The 25,612-nt window shown below is 44.8% G+C and carries 26 protein-coding genes; 16 read left to right on the top strand and 10 right to left on the bottom strand.

Annotated elements, in window-relative coordinates:
- Nucleotides 1-54: 54 nt before the first annotated feature.
- On the top strand, nucleotides 55-309 hold the full coding sequence (locus tag MHI48_RS25195; RefSeq protein ID WP_036605750.1) for a YuzB family protein: 255 nt from the start codon (nucleotides 55-57) through the stop codon (nucleotides 307-309).
- Here the strand turns inward: MHI48_RS25195 and MHI48_RS25190 are convergent.
- Together MHI48_RS25190 and mqnE are read right to left on the bottom strand one after the other, a co-directional pair.
- On the bottom strand, nucleotides 306-1,367 hold the full coding sequence (locus MHI48_RS25190; RefSeq protein ID WP_036605751.1) for an NAD(P)/FAD-dependent oxidoreductase: 1,062 nt from the start codon (nucleotides 1,365-1,367) through the stop codon (nucleotides 306-308). The two genes, MHI48_RS25195 and MHI48_RS25190, sit on opposite strands and share 4 nt — an antisense overlap.
- Nucleotides 1,368-1,603: 236 nt before the next feature.
- Nucleotides 1,604-2,710, bottom strand: a complete 1,107-nt coding sequence (gene mqnE, locus MHI48_RS25185) for an aminofutalosine synthase MqnE (RefSeq protein WP_047841294.1) — start codon at nucleotides 2,708-2,710, stop codon at nucleotides 1,604-1,606.
- Nucleotides 2,711-3,340: 630 nt separating this feature from the next.
- Between mqnE and MHI48_RS25180 the strand changes: the two genes are divergently transcribed.
- The 8 genes from MHI48_RS25180 (at nucleotide 3,341) to rarD (ending at nucleotide 9,330) form a co-directional block, all read left to right on the top strand.
- Nucleotides 3,341-3,697 (top strand): iron-sulfur cluster assembly accessory protein, encoded by a 357-nt coding sequence (locus tag MHI48_RS25180; RefSeq protein WP_036605753.1) that lies wholly within the window; start codon nucleotides 3,341-3,343, stop codon nucleotides 3,695-3,697.
- Between the two features lie 223 nt (nucleotides 3,698-3,920).
- On the top strand, nucleotides 3,921-4,562 hold the full coding sequence (locus tag MHI48_RS25175) for an NAD(P)-dependent oxidoreductase (RefSeq protein WP_076319814.1): 642 nt from the start codon (nucleotides 3,921-3,923) through the stop codon (nucleotides 4,560-4,562).
- Nucleotides 4,563-4,865: 303 nt separating this feature from the next.
- A complete protein-coding gene (locus MHI48_RS25170; protein WP_143781132.1) occupies nucleotides 4,866-5,213 on the top strand; it encodes a hypothetical protein in 348 nt (115 codons plus the stop codon).
- Between the two features lie 99 nt (nucleotides 5,214-5,312).
- The gene (locus MHI48_RS25165; protein ID WP_405142128.1) at nucleotides 5,313-5,852 is read left to right on the top strand and encodes a 2'-5' RNA ligase family protein; all 540 of its coding nucleotides are present in this window, start codon (nucleotides 5,313-5,315) and stop codon (nucleotides 5,850-5,852) included.
- Between the two features lie 160 nt (nucleotides 5,853-6,012).
- Nucleotides 6,013-6,534, top strand: a complete 522-nt coding sequence (locus MHI48_RS25160; protein WP_340907015.1) for a hypothetical protein — start codon at nucleotides 6,013-6,015, stop codon at nucleotides 6,532-6,534.
- Between the two features lie 129 nt (nucleotides 6,535-6,663).
- Nucleotides 6,664-7,548, top strand: coding sequence for an AraC family transcriptional regulator (locus MHI48_RS25155; protein ID WP_339195412.1), 885 nt, complete (start codon nucleotides 6,664-6,666; stop codon nucleotides 7,546-7,548).
- Between the two features lie 173 nt (nucleotides 7,549-7,721).
- Nucleotides 7,722-8,300, top strand: a complete 579-nt coding sequence (locus MHI48_RS25150; RefSeq protein ID WP_405142125.1) for a hypothetical protein — start codon at nucleotides 7,722-7,724, stop codon at nucleotides 8,298-8,300.
- 151 nt (nucleotides 8,301-8,451) lie between these two features.
- On the top strand, nucleotides 8,452-9,330 hold the full coding sequence (gene rarD, locus MHI48_RS25145) for an EamA family transporter RarD (protein WP_017692421.1): 879 nt from the start codon (nucleotides 8,452-8,454) through the stop codon (nucleotides 9,328-9,330).
- Nucleotides 9,331-9,875: 545 nt separating this feature from the next.
- Here the strand turns inward: rarD and MHI48_RS25140 are convergent.
- The 3 genes from MHI48_RS25140 to MHI48_RS25130 form a co-directional block, all read right to left on the bottom strand.
- Nucleotides 9,876-10,331, bottom strand: a complete 456-nt coding sequence (locus tag MHI48_RS25140) for a hypothetical protein (RefSeq protein ID WP_221823564.1) — start codon at nucleotides 10,329-10,331, stop codon at nucleotides 9,876-9,878.
- Between the two features lie 1,019 nt (nucleotides 10,332-11,350).
- Nucleotides 11,351-12,400, bottom strand: a complete 1,050-nt coding sequence (locus tag MHI48_RS25135; protein WP_405142123.1) for an arabinogalactan endo-beta-1,4-galactanase — start codon at nucleotides 12,398-12,400, stop codon at nucleotides 11,351-11,353.
- A 347-nt stretch (nucleotides 12,401-12,747) separates the two neighbouring features.
- Nucleotides 12,748-12,975 carry a hypothetical protein gene (locus MHI48_RS25130; protein ID WP_017692425.1) on the bottom strand — a complete coding sequence of 76 codons (228 nt, stop codon included), beginning with the start codon at nucleotides 12,973-12,975 and terminating at the stop codon, nucleotides 12,748-12,750.
- A 248-nt stretch (nucleotides 12,976-13,223) separates the two neighbouring features.
- On the opposite strand from MHI48_RS25130, the gene ppk1 reads away from it, so the two are divergent.
- Nucleotides 13,224-15,305: a polyphosphate kinase 1 gene (gene ppk1 / locus MHI48_RS25125; protein ID WP_076328987.1), complete on the top strand. Its 2,082-nt coding sequence runs from the start codon at nucleotides 13,224-13,226 to the stop codon at nucleotides 15,303-15,305.
- On the opposite strand, the gene MHI48_RS25120 is transcribed toward ppk1, so the two are convergent.
- Nucleotides 15,265-16,794, bottom strand: coding sequence for a Ppx/GppA phosphatase family protein (locus MHI48_RS25120; RefSeq protein ID WP_076328988.1), 1,530 nt, complete (start codon nucleotides 16,792-16,794; stop codon nucleotides 15,265-15,267). The two genes, ppk1 and MHI48_RS25120, sit on opposite strands and share 41 nt — an antisense overlap.
- Nucleotides 16,795-16,820: 26 nt before the next feature.
- Nucleotides 16,821-17,075, bottom strand: a complete 255-nt coding sequence (locus MHI48_RS25115) for a hypothetical protein (RefSeq protein WP_017692428.1) — start codon at nucleotides 17,073-17,075, stop codon at nucleotides 16,821-16,823.
- Nucleotides 17,076-17,313: 238 nt separating this feature from the next.
- Here MHI48_RS25115 and MHI48_RS25110 point away from each other — a divergent pair, with 238 nt between their 5' ends.
- Nucleotides 17,314-17,973, top strand: a complete 660-nt coding sequence (locus tag MHI48_RS25110) for a YheC/YheD family protein (RefSeq protein ID WP_076328989.1) — start codon at nucleotides 17,314-17,316, stop codon at nucleotides 17,971-17,973.
- Between the two features lie 355 nt (nucleotides 17,974-18,328).
- Nucleotides 18,329-18,472, top strand: coding sequence for a sporulation histidine kinase inhibitor Sda (locus tag MHI48_RS25105; protein ID WP_017692430.1), 144 nt, complete (start codon nucleotides 18,329-18,331; stop codon nucleotides 18,470-18,472).
- A 21-nt stretch (nucleotides 18,473-18,493) separates the two neighbouring features.
- Here the strand turns inward: MHI48_RS25105 and MHI48_RS25100 are convergent, their stop codons facing one another.
- Nucleotides 18,494-18,745 carry a hypothetical protein gene (locus tag MHI48_RS25100; protein WP_076319806.1) on the bottom strand — a complete coding sequence of 84 codons (252 nt, stop codon included), beginning with the start codon at nucleotides 18,743-18,745 and terminating at the stop codon, nucleotides 18,494-18,496.
- A 76-nt stretch (nucleotides 18,746-18,821) separates the two neighbouring features.
- A complete protein-coding gene (locus tag MHI48_RS25095) occupies nucleotides 18,822-19,796 on the bottom strand; it encodes an NAD(P)/FAD-dependent oxidoreductase (protein ID WP_207765610.1) in 975 nt (324 codons plus the stop codon).
- 654 nt (nucleotides 19,797-20,450) lie between these two features.
- Here MHI48_RS25095 and MHI48_RS25090 point away from each other — a divergent pair.
- Both MHI48_RS25090 and MHI48_RS25085 read left to right on the top strand, forming a co-directional pair.
- The gene (locus MHI48_RS25090) at nucleotides 20,451-21,644 is read left to right on the top strand and encodes an NAD(P)/FAD-dependent oxidoreductase (RefSeq protein ID WP_036605766.1); all 1,194 of its coding nucleotides are present in this window, start codon (nucleotides 20,451-20,453) and stop codon (nucleotides 21,642-21,644) included.
- Nucleotides 21,641-21,895 (top strand): hypothetical protein, encoded by a 255-nt coding sequence (locus MHI48_RS25085; RefSeq protein WP_036605767.1) that lies wholly within the window; start codon nucleotides 21,641-21,643, stop codon nucleotides 21,893-21,895. Before MHI48_RS25090 ends, MHI48_RS25085 begins: the two co-directional genes overlap by 4 nt.
- A 256-nt stretch (nucleotides 21,896-22,151) precedes the next feature.
- On the opposite strand, the gene hemQ is transcribed toward MHI48_RS25085, so the two are convergent.
- Nucleotides 22,152-22,898, bottom strand: coding sequence for a hydrogen peroxide-dependent heme synthase (gene hemQ, locus MHI48_RS25080; protein ID WP_036605768.1), 747 nt, complete (start codon nucleotides 22,896-22,898; stop codon nucleotides 22,152-22,154).
- 451 nt (nucleotides 22,899-23,349) lie between these two features.
- Here hemQ and MHI48_RS25075 point away from each other — a divergent pair, with 451 nt between their 5' ends.
- Nucleotides 23,350-23,643, top strand: a complete 294-nt coding sequence (locus tag MHI48_RS25075) for a YuiB family protein (RefSeq protein ID WP_341008815.1) — start codon at nucleotides 23,350-23,352, stop codon at nucleotides 23,641-23,643.
- A 385-nt stretch (nucleotides 23,644-24,028) separates the two neighbouring features.
- A complete protein-coding gene (locus MHI48_RS25070; RefSeq protein ID WP_036605770.1) occupies nucleotides 24,029-25,564 on the top strand; it encodes a helicase DnaB in 1,536 nt (511 codons plus the stop codon).
- The last annotated feature ends 48 nt before the right edge of the window (nucleotides 25,565-25,612 follow it).

The raw sequence follows: 25,612 nt of genomic DNA, 5'->3' as shown, positions 1-25,612 counted from the left end.
TTATATTACAAATGGCCACAAATTAAAATGGTCAAACAAAGCAGGTGAACCTATATGAGACCGATTATTGAATTTTGTGCCAATAATATGCATTTTGGCACAGATGAAGTCATGGATCAACTGGAAGAAAATCCAGACTATGACGTGATTGAATACGGCTGCCTCACCAACTGCGGCCAATGTTCTATGACTCCTTTTGCACTGGTGAATGGTGAAGTTGTCATCACGGACAAAGTGGAAGATCTATATAACGCCATTCTGGCCAAAATTGCCGAAGCCGATGTCTGGGACGAGCTCGATCTCGACTAACCGAGATGGCGCTTGGACATCCAGAGCACACCACTTTTCAAAATACGAGGTACACGTCCCATCATGGACGTTTTGCCCATCAGCCCAAACCCAGACTTCTTGCCGAGTGCACCCAGTGTGCCACGAAGCTTGAGTGGATGTGGATTGGGCTTTTCGCCTTTCCAGAGGGCATGCTGAATATGGGCGATCTGCTCACCCTGTACTTCCGCAGCTTGACCACTAGGTGCATAAGGTACACTGGCACAGTCACCAACGACATACACATCGGTATATTCCGGGATTTGGTAGTATTCATTCAGGACGACACGTCCTTGAGGGTCTTTGGTTACGTCCAGATCCTGTACCACTTTTACGGGCTGAATGCCTGCAGTCCACACGACAGCATCCGTTAGAATCTGTTCATCCCGGTTATAGATGGCGTTAGGTTCAACACGTGAAATGGCGATATGCCCGCGTGTCTCTACCTGATGTTCGTTGAACCATTCATGCACATACACGGATAGACGTTGCGGGAAAGCGGATAATACACGTTCACCACGATCCAAAATGCTGATGTTCAGATCCGGTCTGCTCTCACGAAGTTCGGCTGCTATCTCGACACCACTTAATCCGCCACCTACGATATGCACATTGCCATAGGCTTTGACTTCATTAAGGCGCAGGTAGGTCTCGCGTGTTTTGCTAAAGCTCTGAATGGTACAGCTGTAGTCTTCGGCGCCTGGTGTGTTGTGGAAACGGTCTGTACAACCAAGTCCAATGACAAGTTTGTCGTACACGAGCGGGTCTTGGCCTTCAAATTCAATCTGACGCTGTTCCAGGTCAATCGAAGTAACTTCTCCATAACGGTAAGTGACTTTATCGCTCACTGGAAATTGGATACGCAGGTCATAATCAGATACGGTTCCTGCTGCGAGTGCGTAATATTCTGTCTTTAATCCCTGAAAGGGGCTGCGGTCCACCAAAATAATTTGTGTATCGGATGGAATTTTACCCTCCAGAAGTTCCTTGATGATGGTGAGGCCGCCATAGCCGCCTCCAAGAATGACGAAATTTTTCATGACTCGGCTTCCTTTCTGCATCAGTCCCACTGAAATGGGGCTGTAAACTGTGGAGCAGCTATGCAATAACATAGCTGCTCCTTTTGTTATGATTTGAATAATTGAAAAGTAGATATTGAAAATTGAAGATATTATTCAGCAGTTTTGCACCACTCGAATTCAAACGTCTCCCTATTAATGAAAGCTGCGTTCTGGAGTGGTGCTGGTGCAATATTGGTTGTGAATGGAGTTATATCCTATTCGTACACTTGAATTTCATTGTAGAACGTATCACGTTCTACTGGAATACGTCCTGCACCTTTAATGAGCCATATGAGCTCTTTACGTGTAAGGCCTTCAGGTGTGAGTGCACCTGCCGCATGACTAATCCGTTCGCGAACGATCGTACCGTGTGCATCCGAAGCACCGAATCCAAGGGCAACTTGAGCTAGCTGTGGACCGATGTTAATGAAGTATGCTTTGATATGATCGATGTTATCCAGCATCAGACGGCTGATCGCAATTGTTTTGAGATCCTCATAAGCCGAGTTACGACGCATAATGCTTGCGTTTTTACTTTTTGGTTGCATGGAAAGTGGGATAAAGACCATGAATCCGTTGGTCTCGTCTTGCAATTCACGGATCTGCACCATGTGGTTGACGCGGTCCTCATAGGATTCAATCGATCCATACAGCATCGTTGTATGGGTACGCATGCCCAGGTTATGAGCAGTACGGTGCACCTCAAGATAACGATCTACGTTCGCTTTGTCTACACGCATTTTTTTGCGATATTCATCCGACAGAATCTCAGCGCCGCCACCAGTCAATGTTTTCAAACCTGCTTTTTGCAGCTCCTGCAGAACTTCCTTGATACTGAGTCCGCTGATGCGAGTGAAGAAATCAATCTCGGCTGCTGTGTAAGCTTTCAGTGTAACATCCGGATATTTCTCGTTTAAAGCACGCAGGGAATCGACATAATATTGAAAAGGAACATGGTTGTTATGTCCGCCTACGATATGGAACTCACGTACGCCCGGATGAATATGCTGTTCTACATAATCGATCATTTCCTGACCGGATAATGTATAGGAGCCTTCTTCACCCTGGTCTTTACGGAAATTACAAAAAGCGCAGTGAGCTTCACATACGTTTGTAAAATAAAGACTCATGTTTTCGATGAAATATACTTTCTTACCATTTTTCCGCAAGTTGGCCTCATTGGCCAGCTGGCCCAAAGTTAGCAGATCATCTGTTTCATACAGATATACGCCGTCTTCTACGTTCAGCCTTACGCCGTTCTGCACTTTCTCAACGATTTCAGCCATTCTTTTGTCTGTGAACGGTGTTACCAATGTAGACATACTGTTTCCTCCTGTTCTTAACCGGATTTGAGTTGTGTGTAGGATCTGCATACAGAACTACATAGAAAAGATGCGGTCAACTGCCGCCTTCTTATATGGACTAACTCTTATTTACCCGGTGCAGCGTGTGCTGCGTACGTAAAGCTAATTTTTTCATTAAAGTGAGTCTTGTGACTCTATATGCATTGGGGACTGCGGACAGTCTCGAAATGTGAAAAAAATTACAACTCTATATATGATCGTCACCTGAATAAGTCATGACAAAATATCGACATTTCAGTGCGACCACCTATTCATTATAAACCTCGTGTCGCGGGGGTTCAATACACTGGGAAGAAAAAGGAGTTCAGGGGGAACGCGGAAAGAGGCAAACATGACTTGAGACCCTTGACGGGGTGGAGTATAATTTAAAGAAGAGTTAATGAAAGGTAGTTCAAAAAGTCCGCTTTTGATTACGAAGGATGCCTAGCGGCATCTCAGCGTCGAATATGGGATTCAGCCGAAATGTCCGTTGCTCACGTAGTTTTGCCTACGCTCCGCTACTCCATTTCTATCTTCATCCCATCTTCTTGGTACTGAAAAGCGCCCTTTTTGAACATGATTTTATATGAAAAAGGAGAGTGACCTGGCATGATTAACATCAGCGAAACGGCTGCTGACAGATTGAAAGAGATGCTTGCACAGCAAGAGACACCTGGTATGTTCCTGCGTCTTGGCGTAGCACCGGGCGGTTGCACCGGATTTTCGTACGCCATGGGCTTTGACGATAAAGAGTCCGATGAGGACCTGTATATGGATATTCAGAGCATGAAGGTTGTAGTCGAGAAGGAAAACCTGAAGTATCTGGATGGTCTCGAAATTGATTTTGAAGAGTCCGGTATGACGGGTGGGTTCACCATCCATAATCCGAACGCGGTAGCCACTTGTGGCTGTGGATCTTCTTTCCGTACGAAGGAAGATGCGGGTGTGCCGGATAAGGATTGTTAAGAAACGTAGTTACAGCGGTTTCCCAATTCTGTTTTGAAAATAAGTAGTTTGCAATCCCTTTAATAGATAGCCTCTGAATTGTATCCGTTTTGCACGGGCATGATATCAGGGGCTTTTTTGCGTGTACTGATTGTGCATGGTTGACAAACTTAGTTGTAACAACTATAGTTACAATATAAAGTTCAAATATAAACAATATCGATAATTTAAAGGAGAGATCATGATGAACATTGCAATCATTGGTGCAACAGGCAAAGCAGGAAGTGTAATTTTGAAAGAAGCAGCAGACAGAGGGCATAAAGTAACGGCAATCGTTCGTAATGCATCCAAATTGGAAGATAAAAGCCTGAATACGCTGGAGAAAGATGTATTTGATCTTACAGCTGAAGATCTTAAAGCATTCGATGTGGTTGTAAATGCATTTGGTGCTCCAGCTGGTAAAGAAAACCTGCATGTGGAAGTAGGACAAGCGTTGATCAACAGCCTGAAAGATGCACCAAACACTCGTCTGATCGTGGTGGGTGGAGCAGGAAGCCTGTTCACAGATGAGTCCAAAACATTGCGTGTCTTTGAATCCCCAGGATTCCCGGATGCTTACAAAGCAACTGCAACGAACCAAGGCCAAAACTTGCAGGATCTGCAAGCATCTTCGGGTATTCAATGGACGTTCCTGAGCCCGGCTGGATTCTTTAATCCAGAAGGTGCACGCACCGGCAAATATCAAGCAGGCAACGACGTTATTCTCGTGAATAGCGAAGGCAACAGCTACATCAGCTATGCAGACTATGCGATTGCTTTGGTTGATGAGATCGAAAATCCACAACACAAAAACGAGCGCTTTACCGTTGTTGGCGAAGTGAAGTAACACTTTTAAATGATAATATGGAAATACAAACGGACGCTGATCTCCACAGATCAGTGTCCGTTTTTTTTATGTTATCGAAGAGTGAAGTTCTGCAATACCGTTAGACAGTTTAGAGGATTATCGCTCAACTTCCAACTACTCCTTTGAATCTATGTTATATTATTCTAAAGATGGAAAGGAAATGTGATTATATGAAAACCATCTTCTCTTCATTGGAATTTCTGCTAGTTCAAAAGTATGAGGGAGTGAACAGTTGTGAAGATGTATTCTAATGGAGTTATACTATTGATATTTGCGGTTTTTATGATTAGTGTATCGAGTGGTTCAGGGTTATCCCAATATACAAACGTTAAAAATAAGATGAATCAATTTCACATCACTTCTTTTTATCCGAAAAATAAGAATGGACAGACATATGGTTCTGCCGCATATGCGACTTCTCCAGAAACGGAACCTGATTTAATCTTGGCTACTGGTGTGGATGGTACAGACGGATATCTGCTGAAAAAAGACATGGATGGCGAGCAACCCAAAACACCTGAAGAAGCTATTGCGATACAGAACAGCAGATCACCAGATGGTCGTGATATTCCACTGTATGACAAGGATGGTGAAACCGTAATTGGTGTGTTTCATGTTGGAGGAAAGTGAAACGTTACTGAAATGAACACCATTCGGCAGTTGATTAAAAGGGTCGGCTGTTTTTTGATTTTAAGATTTATTTAGTTTGCTAAAGGATGTGACAGTAATATGAAATACTTCATTGGAATTACCCCTCCGGATAATTATAAAGAAAAGATTGTGGCATTTCGTGATCGTTGGTCAAGTAATCGTCTTAATGATGTAGTCGAGCCTCATATCACTGTAAAAGCACAGGGTGGTCTTACCGTTGATCTTCATTGGTTAGAAAGTGTGAGACAGACATGCTCTTTAATGCCAAGTTTTCAATTATCGTTATCAGAACCGGGATCGTTTGGAAGTGATGTTACATTTCTTAGTGTTGAAACGAGCAATGTCATCGAGTTACATCGAAATTTGGTGAAAGCGATTTCTCCATCACAAGAACTTTTAGACCTTTACTTTGAAATGGATAAGTATCATCCTCATTTAACCTTGGGGCAAACCTATTGGGGTTTGAACGAGATTGAAATTGAAGAAATGAAACTCTTAACAATTAAGGAATTGGCTCCTTTTCCAACCTTTGATGTCAATTATGTACGCGTATATAAAGAAGTTGAACTGAATAAATACGTACCATTTGAAGACATCCAATTGGGAACTGAAAAGTAAAGCGATTCAAATAACAGGAGCATTAGTTCAATAAAACAAGGAAACTCCCGATCAAAGGAATTGGCTGTTTCCTTGTTTATGTAATGGCAGAATAACGCAACTAGTTAATGAACGAATCGTCAAAATGATGAATATACTTCTGCACATTGGAGGGAACTTGATGTATTTTAAACCCATCCGTATTGTAATGGGGCTAGTTTTTTTTATCATTGCTGGGTGCAATAACGAGGTCACGATGATGGGTACAGATGAACTCACGATTACAGGTGATCAAAAGACTGCCACAGAATATGTTAAGGCAAAAGGTTATAAAATTTCTTCGTACGATGGTCAAGTTCAGAAATACACTCTAAACAAAGATAAACTACTCTACGGGATAACGGAAACGATACCATATAGACAGGCCTGGGGGGTTCAAAAAGTAGAACCCGAACAGTATTTCGGAATGGAAATATCGGTATATAGCTTTACAGTAACAAACCATCCTCTGGGAACGTTTGACGATAGTAAATCCAAAGTTTCAATATTACTTTGTGAAGGCAAAGTTATAGGGGGAACATCCTTCCCGAATACAGCAATGGATGGGGCACCATATTCATTGGATGGAAAAACATTGGAAGAAGTAACGGGGAAAAGTTTTCAAAAATGGAGTGAAGAATGGGAAAAGAAATACGGGACTTAAAAAGCCAAAGCTAACGGACAGGATATTTACAACATAATATCTTTCGACGGATACGAAACTTAATTGCGCACAAATAGTTGCGATACGAAAACCTAACGAAACTATACTTTTGTTGAGAGGAGGGATGAGATGGATTGGCTTATGAGGATGAATCGAGCATTGGATTATATTGAAATGAACTTGGTCGGCGAGATCGAGTTGAAGGAAATTGCTCAATGTGCATATTGTTCTTCACATCAGTTTCAGAGGATGTTCTCGTTCATTACCAATGTTTCACTTGCGGAATATATACGAAGAAGACGGCTGACTCTCGCTGCAATTGAATTGCAGAATAGTGATAGGAGAGTTGTTGATATTGCCATAAAGTATGGGTATGAATCACCGGTATCATTCGCAAGAGCTTTTCAATCATTGCATGGTGTTAATCCAGCGATGGCTCGTGAAGAAGGGACTGCTCTCAAAGCCTATCCTCGGCTTTCCTTCCTTATCTCAATTAAAGGGGAAGAGCCTATGAACTATCGTATCGAAACAAAAGAATCTTTCGAAATATTTGGAATTGAGAAAGTGTTTCAATTAAACGGAGTAGAGACACCAGCAGAATTATGGAAGCAAAGCCACGAAAATGGCGAGGTTGAAAGACTTGCTACAAATGCCGGTGATCTACCGAACTCTTTGAATTCGAATTATCATAAAGTGCATGCTGTGTGTAGCTACAAAAAAACTGGGGAAGATACTTTCCCATACATGTTGGGTGTATTTAAAGGTGAAACAAGTAAACCCGATGGTTACACAAGTATAACGATACCAGCACATACGTGGGCGATCTTTTCCTCTGATCCCTTTACATGGGATAAATTCGATGCAACCATTGAAACCTTATATAGACGATTCTTTTCTGAATGGCTTCCTACTACAGGATATGAACAGGTCGACGGAATGGAATTTGAAATTACTGGAGTTAAAGATGGACTGAATTTTGTTGAGTTATGGTTTGCTGTAAGAAAAATATCTTAGTTTTATTTCTTTTAGATTAGTCTTGAATAATAACTTAATAAAGACAAATGGAGCAAACAATTGTGTCCGATTGGTTGCTTCTTTGTTCATTCACCTAACGGCCAGGGAAAATGCAACATTTTTCCTGTTAAACAGGTCAATATAGATGTACCAATTAACATTATGAGAAGAAGGTGGAAAAACTGAAGCTTCGTATAATCACGTTAATTTTTTTTATATCTAGCGTGTTCTTTATCTCAAATGCACAAGATGTTAACGCTTTGTCATGTGTTGAATCGGGAAGCCCCCAAGAAGAGTTAGAAATATATGATGGAGCTGTTTATGGTGAAATAAAGCAAGTAAAGGTCGACTTGAAGCAAGAGGGATTTACGGGGACCAAAGAGAAAATTAGATATATTTTAGTGGAAGTTGAGAGGAGTTGGAATACTGAAGTTGACTCTCAACTAATTATTGCAACTAACTTCACATGGGGATTTGATTTCAAGGAAGGTAACAAATACTTAATATACTTTAGCGAAGTGGATGGTGAATTAAGTAGTAGTCCGTGCAGTTCAACCATCGAAATGAACAATATTAATCAAGCAACTGAACTATTCGGGGAAGGCTTTCCACCAAAACAACAAGTAAACTTAGAACACAAAATGTGGTTTATGTTTGAGCAAGATATTGATTTGTTTATCGTAGGTGTGGTCGTATTTGCGGCGATCTTTACCTTCATCATGAGAGTAAGAAAGAAAAAGCGCAAAGCATAATTTGGTAGCGCTAAACGTGAAGCTTTTGCTCAAACCAAAAGTCATTTGAACTAGGCATGGATTCCTGTATGACCTATTACCCCCTTTACTTAAATGAGGATCGAGGCGTATAATCCGTTGAGATATCAGAGCAATAAGAGGGGATACAGTTATGAATAGTGGATTAATCAACGCGATCATTGCGTATATCATGTGGGGAGTTCTCCCGCTGTATTGGAAGTTGTTTGAAAATGTACCGGCAGGCGAGATTTTATCGCACCGGGTTGTCTGGTCATTTGTCTTTATGGGGATTTTCGTTGCCGTCCAACGTCGTTGGAGTGACATGAAGCGCATTCTGACCAGTCGTTCGACCCTGCTGTCCCTTACCGCGAGTGGGCTGCTAATTGCTATTAACTGGCTTATCTTCATTTGGGCGGTTAATAACGGTCATGTCGTTGAGACAAGTCTGGGCTATTATTTGAACCCGTTGCTGAACGTGTTACTGGCAGTTGTCTTCCTTCATGAAAAGCCAAACCGTGGACAGTGGCTCGCGATTGCCATCGCTGGTGTCGCGGTGCTTATCATCGCTATCGACTACGGACGATTCCCATGGGTTGCGATCTCATTGGCCGTGTCATTTGGCTTGTACGGTCTGGCCAAGAAGAAGATTAAGCAAGACGCTTCTGTGGGTTTATTTTCGGAGACAGCTGTAGTTCTGCCCGTCGCACTGGGCTACTGGATATACTTAGCCATAGTAGGAAAAGCAACGGCATGGACGTTGCCTGCACCGATGTTCTTCGAACTGCTGCTTTCCGGTGTGGTGACGGCGTTGCCGCTGCTGTTCTTTGCACGGGCGGCTGCTCGAATGTCATTGTCCACACTCGGCTTTGTACAGTATATTGGGCCGACAATCATGCTGATCCTGAGTGTGTTTGTGTTCAAGGAAACGGTCTCGCCAGTTCTGCTTGTTGGTTTCGCACTCATCTGGACAGCGCTCATCGTATACGCTGCCGCATCGATACGTGCTACGAGACTCGCTAAGGTAAGCTGAACGGATGTATCTGGTATCGCCATAATTGCCCTTCCCGCCAATGAGGTGGAGAGGGCAATTTTTTGTTTGTGGGGGAGCGATAGGTCGATAAAAACTAAAAAGGAAGGCTGATCAACGTTATGGTAAAATACAGGAGTAGTAATCAAAAATAGTAACCAAAAAGAGTAATAGAAAAACGAGGAGGCGAGAGATATATGATGGTTAATAACCGTTACCGCAAACGTGATCCATTCTTTGTAAAGAAGGCTGTAGTTCAGATAACTATTTCAGTTTGCAGTTTCAGCAATAATCGGTAGTATATATGGGTTCATGATGGTCAACGAGACGATAGGTAGATATATTAGTAAACTATTACCGAGCACGGATGGTCCGGACCTTCATTTATATCTGCCCATTGTGATAACGGTGTTCATCTACTCGTGTTTAATTCAGAAGAGACAACAGATTTTACTTGAAAAAATCTCATTTAGTTTTCTCCATATTTTTGTTGCCCTGCTAGGCTGTATTTCTTCAGTTGTTGTGTTATTGGTGATCTAAACCAAATCCTACGTATCTACACCTTCAGCCCCATCAACTGCATCAATGACACCGACAGCGAGTGTTGTTACCGCAGCAGCAGCTAAAAGATTCTTGGCACCAAGCTTCACTCTGTCCTTATCTTCCTCTTTCATGCCCACAACAACATCTTTACCGCTGTTATATACATACTTGGCTGATATCGCTACACCTTTTGCAGTATTGGTTACAGCACCTCCAATATCGGCAAGCCCCGCGTCTATGGCGGTATCATCTTTTCGAATCGCACCACTCGCCAGATCATATGTCCCGCTAGCTAGTTGTCCCACGGTTTTGCCTGTATTAATCGTGGCTTTCTCTACGCCGTTCCCGATTTCTTTGATAAAGGGACTTCCCGCAATTTCACCAACAACCCTCACGCTGCCGCCCAACACTTTTCCGGTAACTTCCCCAGCTAACTGACCGAACCCTTTTAAAAAACTCATCCTTATGCCTCCTCTCCAATTAGAAGTTGATCCTATGGGTTATCTCAATAAACTTATTATATTCATATGTAAGCCAAAAGAACATCAGTCTCCAGCCCGAGTGATGAACCCCTCCTCGATTGATTGCGACACGCTTTAGGAGTGCCCGATCCGCCCCCGGAACGCCGACCACGCTGCCCCCTCAACGCACTTCATCGCCAAAAGGCGCTGATCCCCCCGGGAACAGCGCCTCAAGCTCTTGTTTTACCTTACTACTTACCATTTGACTACCCACGGTTTTAGAAGTGCCTCATAGAGCAGCAACGTAGTGGAGGGGGCGGAATCGATTCTGAAGAAGCGGAGCGTTCGCCTTTATCCCCGGATTTTCCCCTTATCAGGGGAATTCATAAAATCTGGGGATAACAGCGATCATAAGAACGATCCGCCCCCGGAACGCCGACCACGCTGCCCCCTCAACGCACTCCATCACCAAAAGGCGCTAATCCCCCCGGGAACAGCGCCTCAAGCTCTTGTTTTACTTTACTACTTACCATTTGACTACCCACGGTTTTAGAAGTGCCTCATAGAGCAGCAACGTAGTGGAGGGGGCGGAATCGATTCTGAAGAAGCGGAGCGTTCGCCTTTATCCCCGGATTTTCCCCTTATCAGGGGAATTCATAAAAATCTGGGGATAACAGCGATCATAAGAACGATCCGCCACCGGAACGCCCACCACGCTGCCCCCTCAACGCACTTCATCGCCAAAAAGGCGCTAATCCCACCGGGAACAGCGCCTCAAGCCCTTGTTTTACCTTACTACTTACCATTTGACTACACACGGTTTTAGAAGTGTCTCAAGGAGCAGCAACGTAGTGGAGGGGGCGGAATCGATTCTGAAGAAGCGGAGCGTTCGCCTTTATCCCCGGATTTTCCCCTTATCAGGGGAATTCATAAAAATCTGGGGATAACAGCGATCATAAGAACGATCCGCCACCGGAACGCCACCATTGCTCCAAAGCCCGCACTTCTACCCACCGCACCTAGTCAATAAATCCTTCCATGACAACAGTTGGCATCATATTCGACTGCCAAGCGCCCTTACCATATCCACTGTTATAACCTGGTGTAGCCTGAGGCTCCCAGTAGAATACACCTTTACCTTTGCCATTTGGCAGATTGCGAATTTGGTTTTTCATCGCGGTAACAAAACTTTTGCCAGCTGCAGCCTGGTTATTGTCCATGCCAATTTCGGAGATGATGATCTCTTTGCCATAACGGTTGATCATATCCTTGGCGTTGTTTACCGTATTTGTCACAGCGGTGTTCCAGCCCGAAGCTGAAGGATAGAGGGACATGGCAATCATGTCAAAGTTAGCTCCGTTATTGATCAGACCACCAATATTCCATACATAGAGGGCGTTATCATCTCCACCTGCCAGATGCACAATGGTTTTGGTGCCGCTGCTCAGGGATTTCACTGCGTTATGGCCTGTATTCACCAGCCACGCATAGTTTTTCATGTTGGTGGATGCTTTGCCATCTTCCCATAACATACCGTTGCTTGTTTCATTACCGATCTGTACCCAGTCAGGGGTAACGCCTTTGCTTTGCATCGCCGTCATAACTTCACGAGTGTGGTTCCATACCGCATCCATGAGCTGTTGGAACGTATAGTTTTTCCAGGCAGCAGGTTTGGTTTGCTGACCAGGGTCTGCCCAGGAATCGCTGTAGTGCAGGGTAAGCATTACACTCATGCCAGCATTCTTGGCGCGTTGAGCGAGTGCAGCCGCACGATCCTTATTCATGTAACCGTTCCCATAATCATTCGAAGGATTAACGAATACCCGAATGCGAACGGAGTTGATTTGATAGTCTTTTTTCAAAATATCAATGATGTCGCGCTGTACGCCGTTTTTATCTTTCCATTTGTAACCTTGGGCTTCCATTCCGGGAACCCAACTGATGTCGGCTCCTTTGGCGAAACTTGGTGCTGCGCTGGCATGCTGACCTGCGGGCAACATGATGGAGGTGAATAACAAAACAAAAGCTAACATGATGGATGTCTTGAAACCCCTTACATTTTTGAACATTACAAGATGCCTCCTCGGATTTAGGTTGAGTTGCATCCTAATTATAGCCATCCTGGTTTGCTCTACTAAAGGGTCCATTTCCAATATTTTGGGTGTTTTCTCAACCTCTCTACAGAAAAAGAGAAAACAAAAAGCCGTCCGAAGACGGCTTTTCTACCCGTGGCGCTTTTTGAAACATTGATCCGTATCCCGCGCCTCCACCAGACTCTTTTAATTTGAGCTAGTGGATCGGGTAAGGGACACGTTCAACATGACATTAGAAATGTTGACGCACCTCCTTTCCTTGTGGCAAGAGTATACAACACCTTGTTTCGGAAAGCTAGTCTTTTTTACGTATTTACGAAAAATTATTTTTCAGTCTGGAACATCGTGATATCTCGTGCATAATGGCTCTTGGTTCCGTCATTGTTTCGGATGCGCACACTGTCTTCACTGATCCGCTCCACAATGCCACAACCGACCTCGCAATAGACGCCAGCCGGGTCTTCCTGCCATGCGCTTACCATACATTGGGATAGTGCAGCCGTGAAAAACTCTATATTTTTTTGTAACGTTCTAGGTTTGTTGGATTTCATTATATACTCCTTTAATCAACTATATTTGGAATGAGAACAAGCAACCGGACCAAATCACACTGTACTTCACTTTACTCTGTCTATTGACCTTTGTAAAGGGATGGAAAAAGTTGCGGCCATGAGGTATCATTTACATAAATTTTACGTAGCGTTTACACTGCGCTGACGCTTGATGTTGATTACGAATAGTACAATTATATGAGAACTTCTAACCAAGAATAGATATGCAACACATTCGGAGGCCATACATGCATAGAGACGTCAAAACAGGCAACTACGTTAATCGTGATTTGAGTTGGGTTGAATTTAATCGGCGCGTACTTCAGGAGGCCCAGGATCCAACAACGCCTCTGCTGGAACGCATGAGATTTCTCGGCATTGTCGCTAGTAATCTGGACGAGTTCGTCAGTGTAAGGGTGGCGGAGACAAAAGAGAAGATCAAGGCCGGATTCACGCAAAAAGATTTTACAGGATACACGCCTTCGGGATTGTACCGCAGATTGATCAAACGAACCGGGACCATGGTCGCCGAACAGTATAAAACGTATCGTGAACTCATTCGTCTACTCGCCAAGAAAGGCGTGAACATTCAGGAATATACAGATCTTAATGTGACACAGCAGCGCGCAATGGACCAGTACTTTCATGAAATTATTTTTCCGGTACTCACACCGATGGCGATTGACCAGAGTCGTCCGTTCCCACTGGTACACAACAAGTCTGTCTATCTGTCCGTGATGTTACAGAAGGAAGGGGAGCAAGAGGGCGAGCCATTTATGGCTATTGTTCAGGTGCCTTCCAATCTGCCGCGGGTAGTTCAGGCTCCCATTCGGGCGAATAGCAAAAAGAAAACATTCATACTGATTGAAGATCTTATCAAACATCATATCCATACGCTCTTCAGCGGATATATCTCGCTTGCTGCACAGGAATTCAGAGTGACCCGTAATGCGGATCTGTTTATTAATGAAGAAGAAGCGGAAGATCTGCTTGAGGCTATTGAAAAAGAATTACGCCGCAGACGCCGCGGGGCTCCTGTACGACTGGAAGTCTGCAAGGATTTTCGTCAGGATGCCTTATTGGAATTGCAGGATGAATTTGATATTCACGACCCGGTATATGAAATTGATGGACCACTTGATCTGAGTTTTCTGGCGGGATTCGTGGACAGTCTGGAAAGTTTCTCACATCTGAAATATAGTCCGGTGAAGCCAGTCTACCCACTTGAGTTTCTGCCAAGAGAAAGTCATTTTGAGCTGCTCCGCAAACGCGATGTACTGGTGCATCATCCGTACGAATCGTTTGAACCAGTCACTGATTTTATATTGGAGGCTTCGGAAGATCCAAGAGTTCTGGCCATCAAGATGACATTATATCGGGTCAATGGCGATTCACGCCTTATTCCGGCACTTGCACTTGCCGCTGAGAGTGGTAAGCAGGTCACGGTGGTGGTGGAACTGAAAGCCCGGTTTGATGAAGAGCGCAACATTGCTTGGGCCCGTAAGCTGGAGAAGGCCGGATGTCACGTGGTATATGGACTGGTTGGACTCAAGACCCACGCCAAAATCATTCTTGTTGTACGCAGGGAACAGCAGGGGCTGAGACGTTATGTTCATGTAGGAACGGGTAACTATAATGAGAGTACAGCCAAAGTGTATACGGACGTGGGACTGTTCACCTCTAATCCGATTATTGGGGAAGATGCATCCGAATTGTTCAATGAGATTACCGGATACTCCGGTCCGAAGGCATTGCAGGCGTTCCGCGTAGCTCCGGATGGTATGAAGGATGAGCTGTTTGCACTGATTCGTAGAGAAACAGAGCATGCACTGAAAGGCAAACCTTCCAGAATTATTGCCAAGATCAACTCCTTATCCCATCAGGAAATGATTGATGAATTGTACGAGGCTTCTCAAGCCGGCGTGCAGATCGATCTGATTGTGCGTGGGGTATGTTGTCTGCGTCCGGGGGTAGAAGGGCTCAGTGAGAATATTCGGGTCATTAGCATTGTGGATCGTTTTCTGGAGCATTCACGGTTGTTTTATTTTGAAAATAGCGGCAACCCCGATGTATTCATCTCCAGTGCAGACTGGATGACACGTAACCTGAATCGAAGAATTGAACTGATGTGTCCCGTATTTGATCCAGAGCTGAAAAAGATGCTAGTGGATATCCTTAATCTGTCCCTTATGGATAATGTCAAAGCGAGACAACTTATGCCTGGTGGCAATTATGTATTTGTAGAAAATGAAAAGCCCCCGCTGAGAAGTCAGACGGAGGCCATGGGTATTATCCCTTGGAAGCCTGCTGAATGGAGTGCGTTAACGTAACTCCCCAGGCTTCCTTCAGATCCTTGACGGCCTCTTCCAGGCCATCAAGTTCCAGTAACGGCTCAGCTGTACAGGTGAATTGCACCTGCAGCGAGTCGTTTTCTTTTGTTGCTTTGATCGCAGCGATGCTTTCGGATCGATTGATGGCTTCAGCTACGCGCAGCAGAGAGCCTAAACGATGAGCATGCCGCTCATCCGAGTTTTTCAGAATGTCCCGGTGCTTATTCAGCAGCTGGGGCGTTCTTTTTTTGGGATGATAATCAGCTGCACTGGCACTTAGAATGGTCTCTCGATGAGAAAGTCCATAAATGCTCGAATTCATAATCCAATAGGCCGAGTGCTGTGTATAACGGAAATAGTTAATCTGTTTACCTGCCATGTGCAGCATGGAGGATGCATACAGGATTCGGGCATCTGCTTGATCAGGAGGGGTACCTTGTAATGCCGTATACAGGGTAACCATATCCTGATGAATCCGTTGCAGACGTTTCTCTGGAATAGGCGGACCAAAATGGATAAAGTTGCGGATACTGTCCTTCAGCGCGTCTGGAACGACCGGCTGCCCTCCAGCCATGTAATCACGCAACAACCCGTCTCGTAGACCCGCGCCACTAACCACATAACGATCTCCCTGTATTATCTGGAAGACAGTTCGTAGGATCAGTACGCCGGGCACAATGATGTCAGCGCGATCTTTGGCGAGCCCAGGTACCTTTTTGCGCTGTGCCGAGGTGAGATGTGGTAAGGAGCGAGCGATGTTCTCCATCGCTTCCTCACTGATCTCATAATGATGGCTGACAGGCAAAGAATACTGGGTACGCTTCTGTTCCACTTTGGCGAGTGTACGCATTGTGCCGCCAAGTCCGATGAGTGGCAGACCAGGATGCTCACGAATCCAATCCTGTCCGCGGAGAGCCTCAGTGACTTCGTTGCATAATGCATTTGCATTCTCCTCAGTCCACTGATCTTCGCCCCCGTAACGGGCATGTGAATTCACTGCACCAATAGGGAGGGAGATGCTATGTAACCTTTTCCGATCCCGAAAGACCGTGATCTCTGTGCTGCCGCCTCCAATATCCACGACGTAACCGTCTGCCAGATCAATGGATTGAGTGACACCAAGGAACCCATAATAGGCCTCCCGATCTCCCGATACACATTCAATGGTAAGCCCCGTCTCTGTCTCCAGCCATTCAATAATCTCCAGGACATTGCTTGCATTACGAATAGCTGCGGTAGCTGCTGCGCGAATCAGTTTGGTCTGGTACGCTTCACAGGTCGCTTTGAATTGACTCAAGATGGTGATGGCTTTATCCAGAGAATGGCGCAGAATGGTTCCATCGGACTCAACAACGCTGCTCAGACGAGCGGCGTATTTGTCTTCATGAATGATGCGATAGGCTTCGTCCTGGTCCAGTTCATAGATAACTAGACGAATGGAGTTCGAGCCGATATCAATAATTCCTAAGGTTTCATTAGTATGTGTCATAAGCATCTCCTTCTACAGAGGTTCAACTACCCGAAGTGAAGAAGGGCAGCCATGGCTTCCGGTGAACCCGGCGGTGTGGCAGAGAAGGGCGTAGTTAACATAACAACAATGATAAATACGATGAAACAGGCAAATATAAGACAACTCACGGCAAAGCCGCGATTACGCTTTTGCATAAACAGTCGAATACCTGTGACAAAGAGAAGTACCGTAACAGCTACCAGAACGATCGACATTGCAAAATAGGCTACGCCATAAAGTGATTTGAAAAATGCTTCCATTTGTTCTTAACGCTCCTTAGATCCTCATATTTAAGCCCTTCCAAGCCATTCCTTAGTAGCATACGACAGATTGACTTGTTTGAAAAGTAAACCGGGCGCTTGTTCCCGTTTCCGCCATCTCCCCTGGGACAGGTTACATGGAAAAGGGGCCCTTGCCGCGGACAAACATCCAAGAAAGCAAGGCTTCTGTTGAGTATGTATAAGGAAGGACTATTGTTTCAAGGAAGGAGATCAACCCATGTCGAGACAACTTGCAAGCAAATGGCGGAAGACAGCGGCTCTGATGAAATACCCGGTAGCTGCTGTCCATATCCCACAGACCAAGGCATTCAACTCGGGTAATCTGCTGCAAATGCTCAGTCGTTATGGAATGGTGTATGTCAAACCTATTGTAGGAGGCGGAGGTTACGGTGTTATCCGGGTATCGGCCAGTGGTGGAGCTTATCGATACACCCATATGAAAACGACCCGTTCTTTCGCCAGTTTCAGCCAGATGTATCGCTCTCTGGTGCGTGTAAAGGCTAGACGCAAGTACTTGATCCAGCAAGGCATTCATCTGGCAACAATTCAAGGGAGACCTGTTGATTACAGAGTCAAAGTTGTCAAAACCCAACGAGGCTGGGTATTCCGTTCATTAGTAGGGCGAATCGCTCGTCCCGGACTCTGTGTGACAAATCTGAGCAAGGGTGGCACCATGTTATCAGGAAGGCGAGCTCTTGGTTTATCCCTGCCACATATATCCGGTCGGCACAAACGCCGGGAGATGCGTTCCCTTACAATGACATGTACGTACATTATGGAAAGTCAGTTCCCTGGTGTAGGTCAGCTTGGATTTGATTATGGACTGGATTATTCAGGCAAGATCTGGATTCTGGAAGTGAATACCAGACCCCAATAGAAAATGAATGGGAAAACTCAAGAAAATTCAAGAAAAACCGATAATATATAAAAGAAAACGGTATGAAAACCGTTTGAAATTTTACATTACCGGGTAATTTACTCGCAACAAGTCTTGAAACTATGAATTTATTCCAAAAAAAATACGCTGATAAACGTTCTGACAGTAGTACAAACTCCCTGTGCATAAATATTGTCCACACTATACACGTTGATTACTCTATATTTTTTCCATTTATCAACAAACTATGCACAGGATTTCCACATATCGTTGTGGATAACAAGAACGCTTGTTCTCTATATGAATCTCTGATATGATAGTTTTGAGGAAAAAAAAGGAAAGGTTGTGGCGGGAAATGGCTATGTTATCCGATGAGATGTTGTTGGATTCCTACCATAAAGCGATTGAGTTGAATCTCGAACGAGATTTCATCGCACTGCTGTTGGCAGAAATCCATAAGCGCAAACTGGGTACCGACGTATCTGCCATTCTTCACTAGAGATCCTCATTGCAGGCAATGTTACAGGTTTCCGGACAAGTCCCATAGTGAGACTGGCCATGGCGTGCTCGTCTGACAATGGTGACAGTACATCACATGATTGCAAACGTTTTCGACTTCGTCTGCCGTGTCAGAGGAAGTTTGGAATACGTAGGGGCTGTATGGTCCGGTGTAATCATCCAATTTGCCGCATTCTAACAGTCCCTGAAGGCAGTGGGGGCAAGCCTGCTCCGGTACAACCAGACCGTTACACAGCGGGCATATATAAGACAAGGGTATCCCTCCTGATATGGATTCACTCAGGAGTAAGATACCCTTTTTTGTATCAATATATGTTATTTCAGCAAAACTAGCGTTTCATGTTACTGCTGTGTCCTGGGGACAACTTGGCATCCGGATCGAAGTACACCTTCGCATTGTTGACGGCTGTTGGAGCTTCGCCGAATCCGACAGCGATCAGCTTCAGTTTACCCGGATATGTTGTGATATCTCCGGCAGCGAAGATTCCTGGAATAGATGTTTCCATGCGGGAATCAACAACGATGGAGTTACTGTCAATTTCGATACCCCACTCGGCAATCGGTCCGAGAGAAGAGACAAATCCGAAGTTAACGATCACGTCATCTACTTCGATTTCCTGAGTTTCTTTGGTTTTCACATGAGAAAGGGTTACCTTGGTAATCGTGTCATCCCCATGAAGTTCCGTGATTTCGGTCGGTGTAACGACATTCACCTTGGAATTCATCAGGTTTTCGACACTGTGCTCATGTGCACGGAACTTGTCCCGGCGATGGATCAGTGTCACTTGCTCAGCGATAGGCTCCAGCATGAGTGCCCAGTCTACCGCGGAGTCACCGCCGCCACTGATCAGTACTTTTTTGCCAGCGAAGGCATTCAGATCACTGATGAAGTAGTGCAGGTTGCTCTTCTCGAACTTGGCAGCACCTTCAAGCTCCAGGCGACGTGGTTCGAATGCACCTACACCAGCTGTAATAATGACGGCTTTAGCATGATATTCATTCTCATCCGTCTTCACGACGAAATGTTGCTCATCCTTTTTCTCCACCGATACAACCTTTTCTTCAAGGCGGATGTTCGGGTTAAAATGATTCATTTGCTCAACGAGGTTATTCACCAGTTCCTGAGCTGTTACTTTCGGGAATCCGGCTACATCATAGATGTATTTCTCCGGGTAAAGAGCGGCAAGTTGTCCGCCAAGCTGTGGCATACTTTCAACCAGTGTAACGGATGCCTGACGCATCCCACCATAAAACGCGGCGAACAGACCCGCAGGGCCTCCACCGATAATAAGTAAATCAGTCATATCATGACTGGAATTTTGTGCAGTCAAGAATCAACAACACCTTTCATATTTTAATAGGTAGTTAACAGAAAGAATGTGCAGGCTACGTATCGTAACCGGCATGGGTGCTGAACTGTCTTTCCTATTATAAACGGTGTATTCAGGGTTGCAAAGTTAGCGGCGTCACGAAACTGGGAACAATTGATGAAGATCAGATGAGAATAGGATGAAATTGGAAATGAAAGGTTATGAAAAATAACAAAAAAAACCTTGATCTTTACTAGAAATACAGATATCCTTGACCTGTACTATGTGTTTTTTTGTCTAATTTAGAGTCAATATGTAATATGAAGACAGATCCCGTGTTTTGTAGAATCTTGTGGTTAATTTCACAACTTGAAACGATAACTTGCGTGCAAACGTATCAATTTCATAAACCCTTTAGTTGCTTCAATCAAGTCTAGATATAGATCAAAACGGTTCGATACGTCGATATCTAGTTTCATAAAATCCATTTTTAGTGAGTTATGAAATTGATGCAAACGTTTAAATAAATTCGCGAAGTTAACATTTGTCGTCATAATGGGCAAGACCTCATCAATATTTGTAAGTATGTGCATTTTGCATCTCACCCAAGATCGGGCTGATGCAAGTGAAACCGGAAGGGGTATAGACATGAGCAGTATTCCCAAAATCGTCATCCTCGGCGCGGGCTATGGCGGGATTCTGACAGCCCAGCGGCTGCAGAAGGAATTGAACTATAACGAGGCCGACGTCACACTGGTGAATCGGCATGATTATCATTATATTACTACACATCTACATATGCCGGCAGCCGGCACGGATACCATTGAGCATGCAAGAGTGCCCATTTCCAAGCTGATTGATGAGTTCAAGATTGATCTGGTCAAGTCTTCCGTGAAGGAGATTCGTCTGCAGGATCGGAAGATTATTCTGGAGGACGGCACGTTATCCTATGATTATCTGATTATTGGACTAGGCGGTGAGCCTGAGACCTTCGGTATTCCGGGGATGCTCGATCACGCCATGACAATCCGCAGCATTAACTCGGTCAGACTGATTCGAGAACACATCGAATATCAATTTGCGATGTACAAAAACGATAACAAACGAAATCGTATTCGGTTTGTCGTAGGTGGAGCGGGTTTCAGTGGTGTTGAATTCGTAGCTGAACTTGCAGATCGTATTCCACAGCTGTGCAAGGAGTTCGACGTGAATCCGAAACATGTGCACATCTATAATGTAGAGGCAGCGCCTTCGGCCTTGCCTGGATTTGACCCGGAATTGGTAGAACATGCAATGAATGTGCTCAAGAAAAAGGGTGTTACTTTCAAAATTGGTGTTCCAATCAAGCAATGTCTCCCGGACGGGGTTATTGTGGGTGAAGGTGAAAAGCTCGATGCAGCTACAGTCGTATGGACCGGCGGTATTCGCGGTAACTCACTGCTTGAACAGGCAGGTCTTGAAGTGATGCGAGGACGTGTGAAGGTAGATGATTATCTGCGTGCTCCTGGACATGAGCATGTCTATGTCATTGGTGATAATTCACTTGTGTTCAATGCTGAAGGACGGCCTTATCCGCCAACAGCTCAGATTGCGATGCAGCAGGGTGTGAACTGCGCTAAGAACGTCGTGGCATCCATTCGCAAGAAACAGCCACAACCTTTTGTATTTACGAGCAAAGGCACGGTTGCATCACTTGGTAAAGGTGAAGCTATTGCCGTTGTGGGCGGCAAGAAATACAAGGGCTGGAAAGCGGCTCAGTTGAAGAAGCTGGTAGATCTGCGTTATCTGTTCATCATTGGTGGTATTCCGCTGGTACTGAAGAAAGGGCGGTTTTTTGGATGAGACATTGCAGTGTTCAGGTCCGGGGACTATTAACACGTGAAGAGCTGGATCGTTACAACGCCCTGATGCAGGTCGGTGGTTATCTCGAGGAACAGGATCAGTATGATCTGGCCTACATCGTGCAGAAAGAAGTGGATATTCTCATTATGCCTGCGATTGAGCGGCTTAAAGAGAAGGGACGTGACCGTGATCGGGCCACAGCCGAATTCCTCGAATCGCTGAAAGCGGTAGATGATGAGGACGAGGATTAGAGACATAACCTTCCAATCGCTGTTATCCCCAGATTTTTTTGATTCCCTTTTGTTAAAGGGAAAATCCGGTGATAAAGGCGAACGCTTCGCTTTTTCAGGTTTTTTCTGTCCTTTCCGTTTTTGTGTAAATAAATAGTTCAAACAATATAGATCTAAATCAAGCTTGAGGTAGTAGAATATAGATAGATAATAAAGCACCGCAGACAGTATCCTTTACAGGAGATGTCGCGGTGCTTTATTGTGCTTTGTGCTGTTTCTACAGCTTAAGCATGTCTTCCAGTGTTCCTTCGTTCAACAGACTTCCCACATAGAACGAACCGAATTCGCCATAACGGGCGCTAACTTCATCGAAACGCATCTCATAGACGAGTTTCTTAAACTGAAGTGCGTCATCCGCAAATAGCGTAACGCCCCATTCCCAATCGTCGAAACCGACAGAGCCGGTAATGATCTGTTTTACTTTACCCGCATAGCTGCGGCCAATCATGCCGTGACTGCGCATCATGGTGCGACGCTCGTCCATGGACAGCATGTACCAGTTGTCATTCAGCTCACGTTTTTTGTTCATTGGATAGAAGCAGATGTATTGTCGTTGTGGCAGAACAGGTTTCAGACGGGCGATAATATCCGGATTCTGCATCGGGTCTTCGCCTTCTTTGCCAAGATAGTTGCTCAGTTCCACTACACTAACGTAGGAATACGACTTAGTTGTGTATTGAGCAAACATCGTTTTGTTAAACGCGTTCTCAACAGCCTTCAGATCTTCCAGCGTTTCACGCAGGTGCATCATGACGAGGTCTGCTTTTTGACCTACAACCGTATATACAACGGTACTTCCTTTGGATGAATCCTCGACTTCTTTCCATTCTTTCCAGAATTCCTGAAGCTCGTCCAGTGCTACAGCGCGTTCTTCATCATCTGCTGCTTTCCAGGCGGCCCAGTTAATCGAGCGAAAATCATGCAGGGCATACCAGCCCTCCAGTGTTGATGCGGCTTCGTTCATTGGTTGTGTTCCTCCTGCAAGGTATATTTCCAAATCCCTATAAGAGGTTGTTCAAAAAGTCCGCTTTTGATTACGAATCATGCCTGGTGGCATCTTCAGCGTCGAATATGGCATTCAGCCGAAATAAGTGGGAGGCTTACGAAGTATGTTTCCTTAGGAAACATTGTAGCTGCTCACGTAGCTCTATCTACGCTCCGCTACTCCATTTCTAACTTCATTCCATCTTCTCGGTACTAAAAACCAGTCTTTTTGAACACGCACTATAAGGGACGGGTGATTGCTTTATCGTTTACATTGTATCCCAACATGAAGCAGAAGGGCAAATGAACAGAGTATAAATATAGGGAAATTTGTCCAGAAAGTTCGTTGCTTCGCCACATTTTTTGCGGTACACTAACTACTATCCAGAAGTGAAACCTGAATGTGTGAAAGAAGAGGTGAATGTCGCCCGATGCAATTTATACCTGTGTTAGTATTGATGGTATTATTTTTCGTTATGATGTTTGGTATCGGTTTCATTCTGAACATGCTGATGAAGACAACCTGGTTTCCTTCCTATCTGTTCATTATTGTAATTCTGCCTATTGTTGTGTACTCTCTATGGGATCAGTCGTCATCTCTGATGTCACATCTGGGTTCTTTCCAGCTTGTAGACTATATGACGGGCATCGCTGGACTGGCTGGTGCGGTAATCAGTGGCTGGACGATCCAGAAGTTGCGTTTGGGTGGGTACAGAATGTTTTAGATTGTTGGGAAAGAGGTAACACATGCCACTGTAATCGCGTGAAAGTCTTGTCTTTGTCGTAAACGCTTACGAGTACAAAGGGAAGGCTTTTTTGCTATTCATTTATATTAGAAGGATTATTGTACACTTGTACTTCATATACATCTGGAGAACATTCTCTTTAGATATTCCCTTGTATTCTGCGGCTACAGCTTTTATAGTATTCTAGCGGCTCTCGACATTTTATTTTAAGAATTTGCTGAATTCGGCGAAAACGTGAATGATGTCGACCTAGGACGAAACGGAACGAGAACAGGCCATCTTTTTACCTGTTTTTGAGCATTTGAGGATCAGACATTTATGATAGAATAGATAAACATACTTTTGGGGAGAAGGAGATCAGGCTATGCGCATGAAGAATCTGCACCATTATACTGAACATCATCGCTACTGCGTATACAGGGAGTTTGGACTTAGCGCCCTGGATGACCGTATGCTTACAGGAGCATATCAGCCCATGGTAGGTGCTTTTGCGGTTGGCTTGTATCGGCTGTTGTTTCAGCATCTTCCCGGTGAACAGGTCGGTTATTCGCCGCTTGAACAGCAACGGAGGCTGTTCATGACGCTTGGCTTGGAGCCAAGTGAGAAAGGGCGCAAATATTTGTTAGAGCAGACATCCAAGCTTGAGGCAGTGGGGCTACTTCAGACATCACGCCTATATATACCGGAAAATGATGATTACATCTACGAATATGAGCTGCAACCGCCGCTGTCTCCGGCAGAGTTTTTCCGGACACAGCATTTGACACTGCTGCTTCGTGACAAGATAGGCAAATTCGCCGTTCTTTCCCTGCGTTCCGGTTTCTCGGCAGTGGAAAATGGGGACGCGCCTTATCCGGCAGCCAATAAAGAGAATATTTCCGTTCCCTTTTACGATATATTTGAATTGAATACCCATGTGATTGATTACGAGTTGGAGCAAGCATTGTCGGAAGTATCAACTACGGCCCAACGGACAGGCACGAATGATGCAGCGGAAGAAAATAGTTTGAACTATGCCGACATTATTTTGCGTTTCCCGCGGGAGTCGGTCAATCGTCGTCATGTGGAACAATTGCGATTCGATCATGAACAACTGGGCATTGTAAATTATGTAGTTAACAAGTTTAATCTCAGTGTGCAGGATGTATGCCGACTCCTGGACGAAGATGATATCTTCAGTCCACAGGGCCAGCTGATTCTGGATGATCTTCAGCATAAGGCGAGCATGCAGTTCAGACAGACGAAGAAGCGTCATGAGCAACAGACCGTACAGGCGGCCAAGGTCGTGGCGCTGAGACAGCATATGGAGGAGCCAGAGCGGAAAGAAGACTCCGGTGAACCACCTGTTGAGCATGGAGTGCAGATGGAATATTACGTCGAAGTACCTCCGCAATTTATGACCAAGTGTGATATTCATCAATACAATATGATGTTGCGGAATGAGCCGTATACGCGTCTGTTGCAGACGTTCTTCCCAGGTGCAGTACCAGACAATCTGATCGATATATTTGAGAAAATTGATCTGAGCTATAAGTTGCCTGGTGAAGTCATCAATGTATTGATTCATTATTTGATGGCATTGCTTGTATCCGGCGGCGAGCAGCGGATTAACCGTAACTTCGTTGAGGCGATCGCCTCCAACATGTTGCTCAAGCAGGTTAACTCCTACGAGAAAGCTGTTCAATATATTCGTGATCAGGCCAAGGTCAAAGGCAAACAGGCTGCTGGTGCAGCTGGAACCCGTACCCGTACATACGGCAAAGGAACCAAAGCCAAGCCCGAAATTCCGATTGTACAAGACATAAGCACCGATGGAGATGCCGTATCCGAGGAAGAGTTCGAAGAGATGATGCGGTTTGCCCAGCAGATGCAGGCGAGTAAGCAAAAAGGAACTTCTTAAATATTTATTATATAGCAAAAAGGCGAGTCCCCCGATTAATGGAGACTC

Source organism: Paenibacillus sp. FSL H7-0942, from assembly GCF_045040715.1.
GTDB lineage: Bacteria > Bacillota > Bacilli > Paenibacillales > Paenibacillaceae > Paenibacillus > Paenibacillus amylolyticus.
The sequence above is the reverse complement of the archived record's forward strand: the minus strand, read 5'-3'. Positions and strand labels throughout refer to the sequence as shown.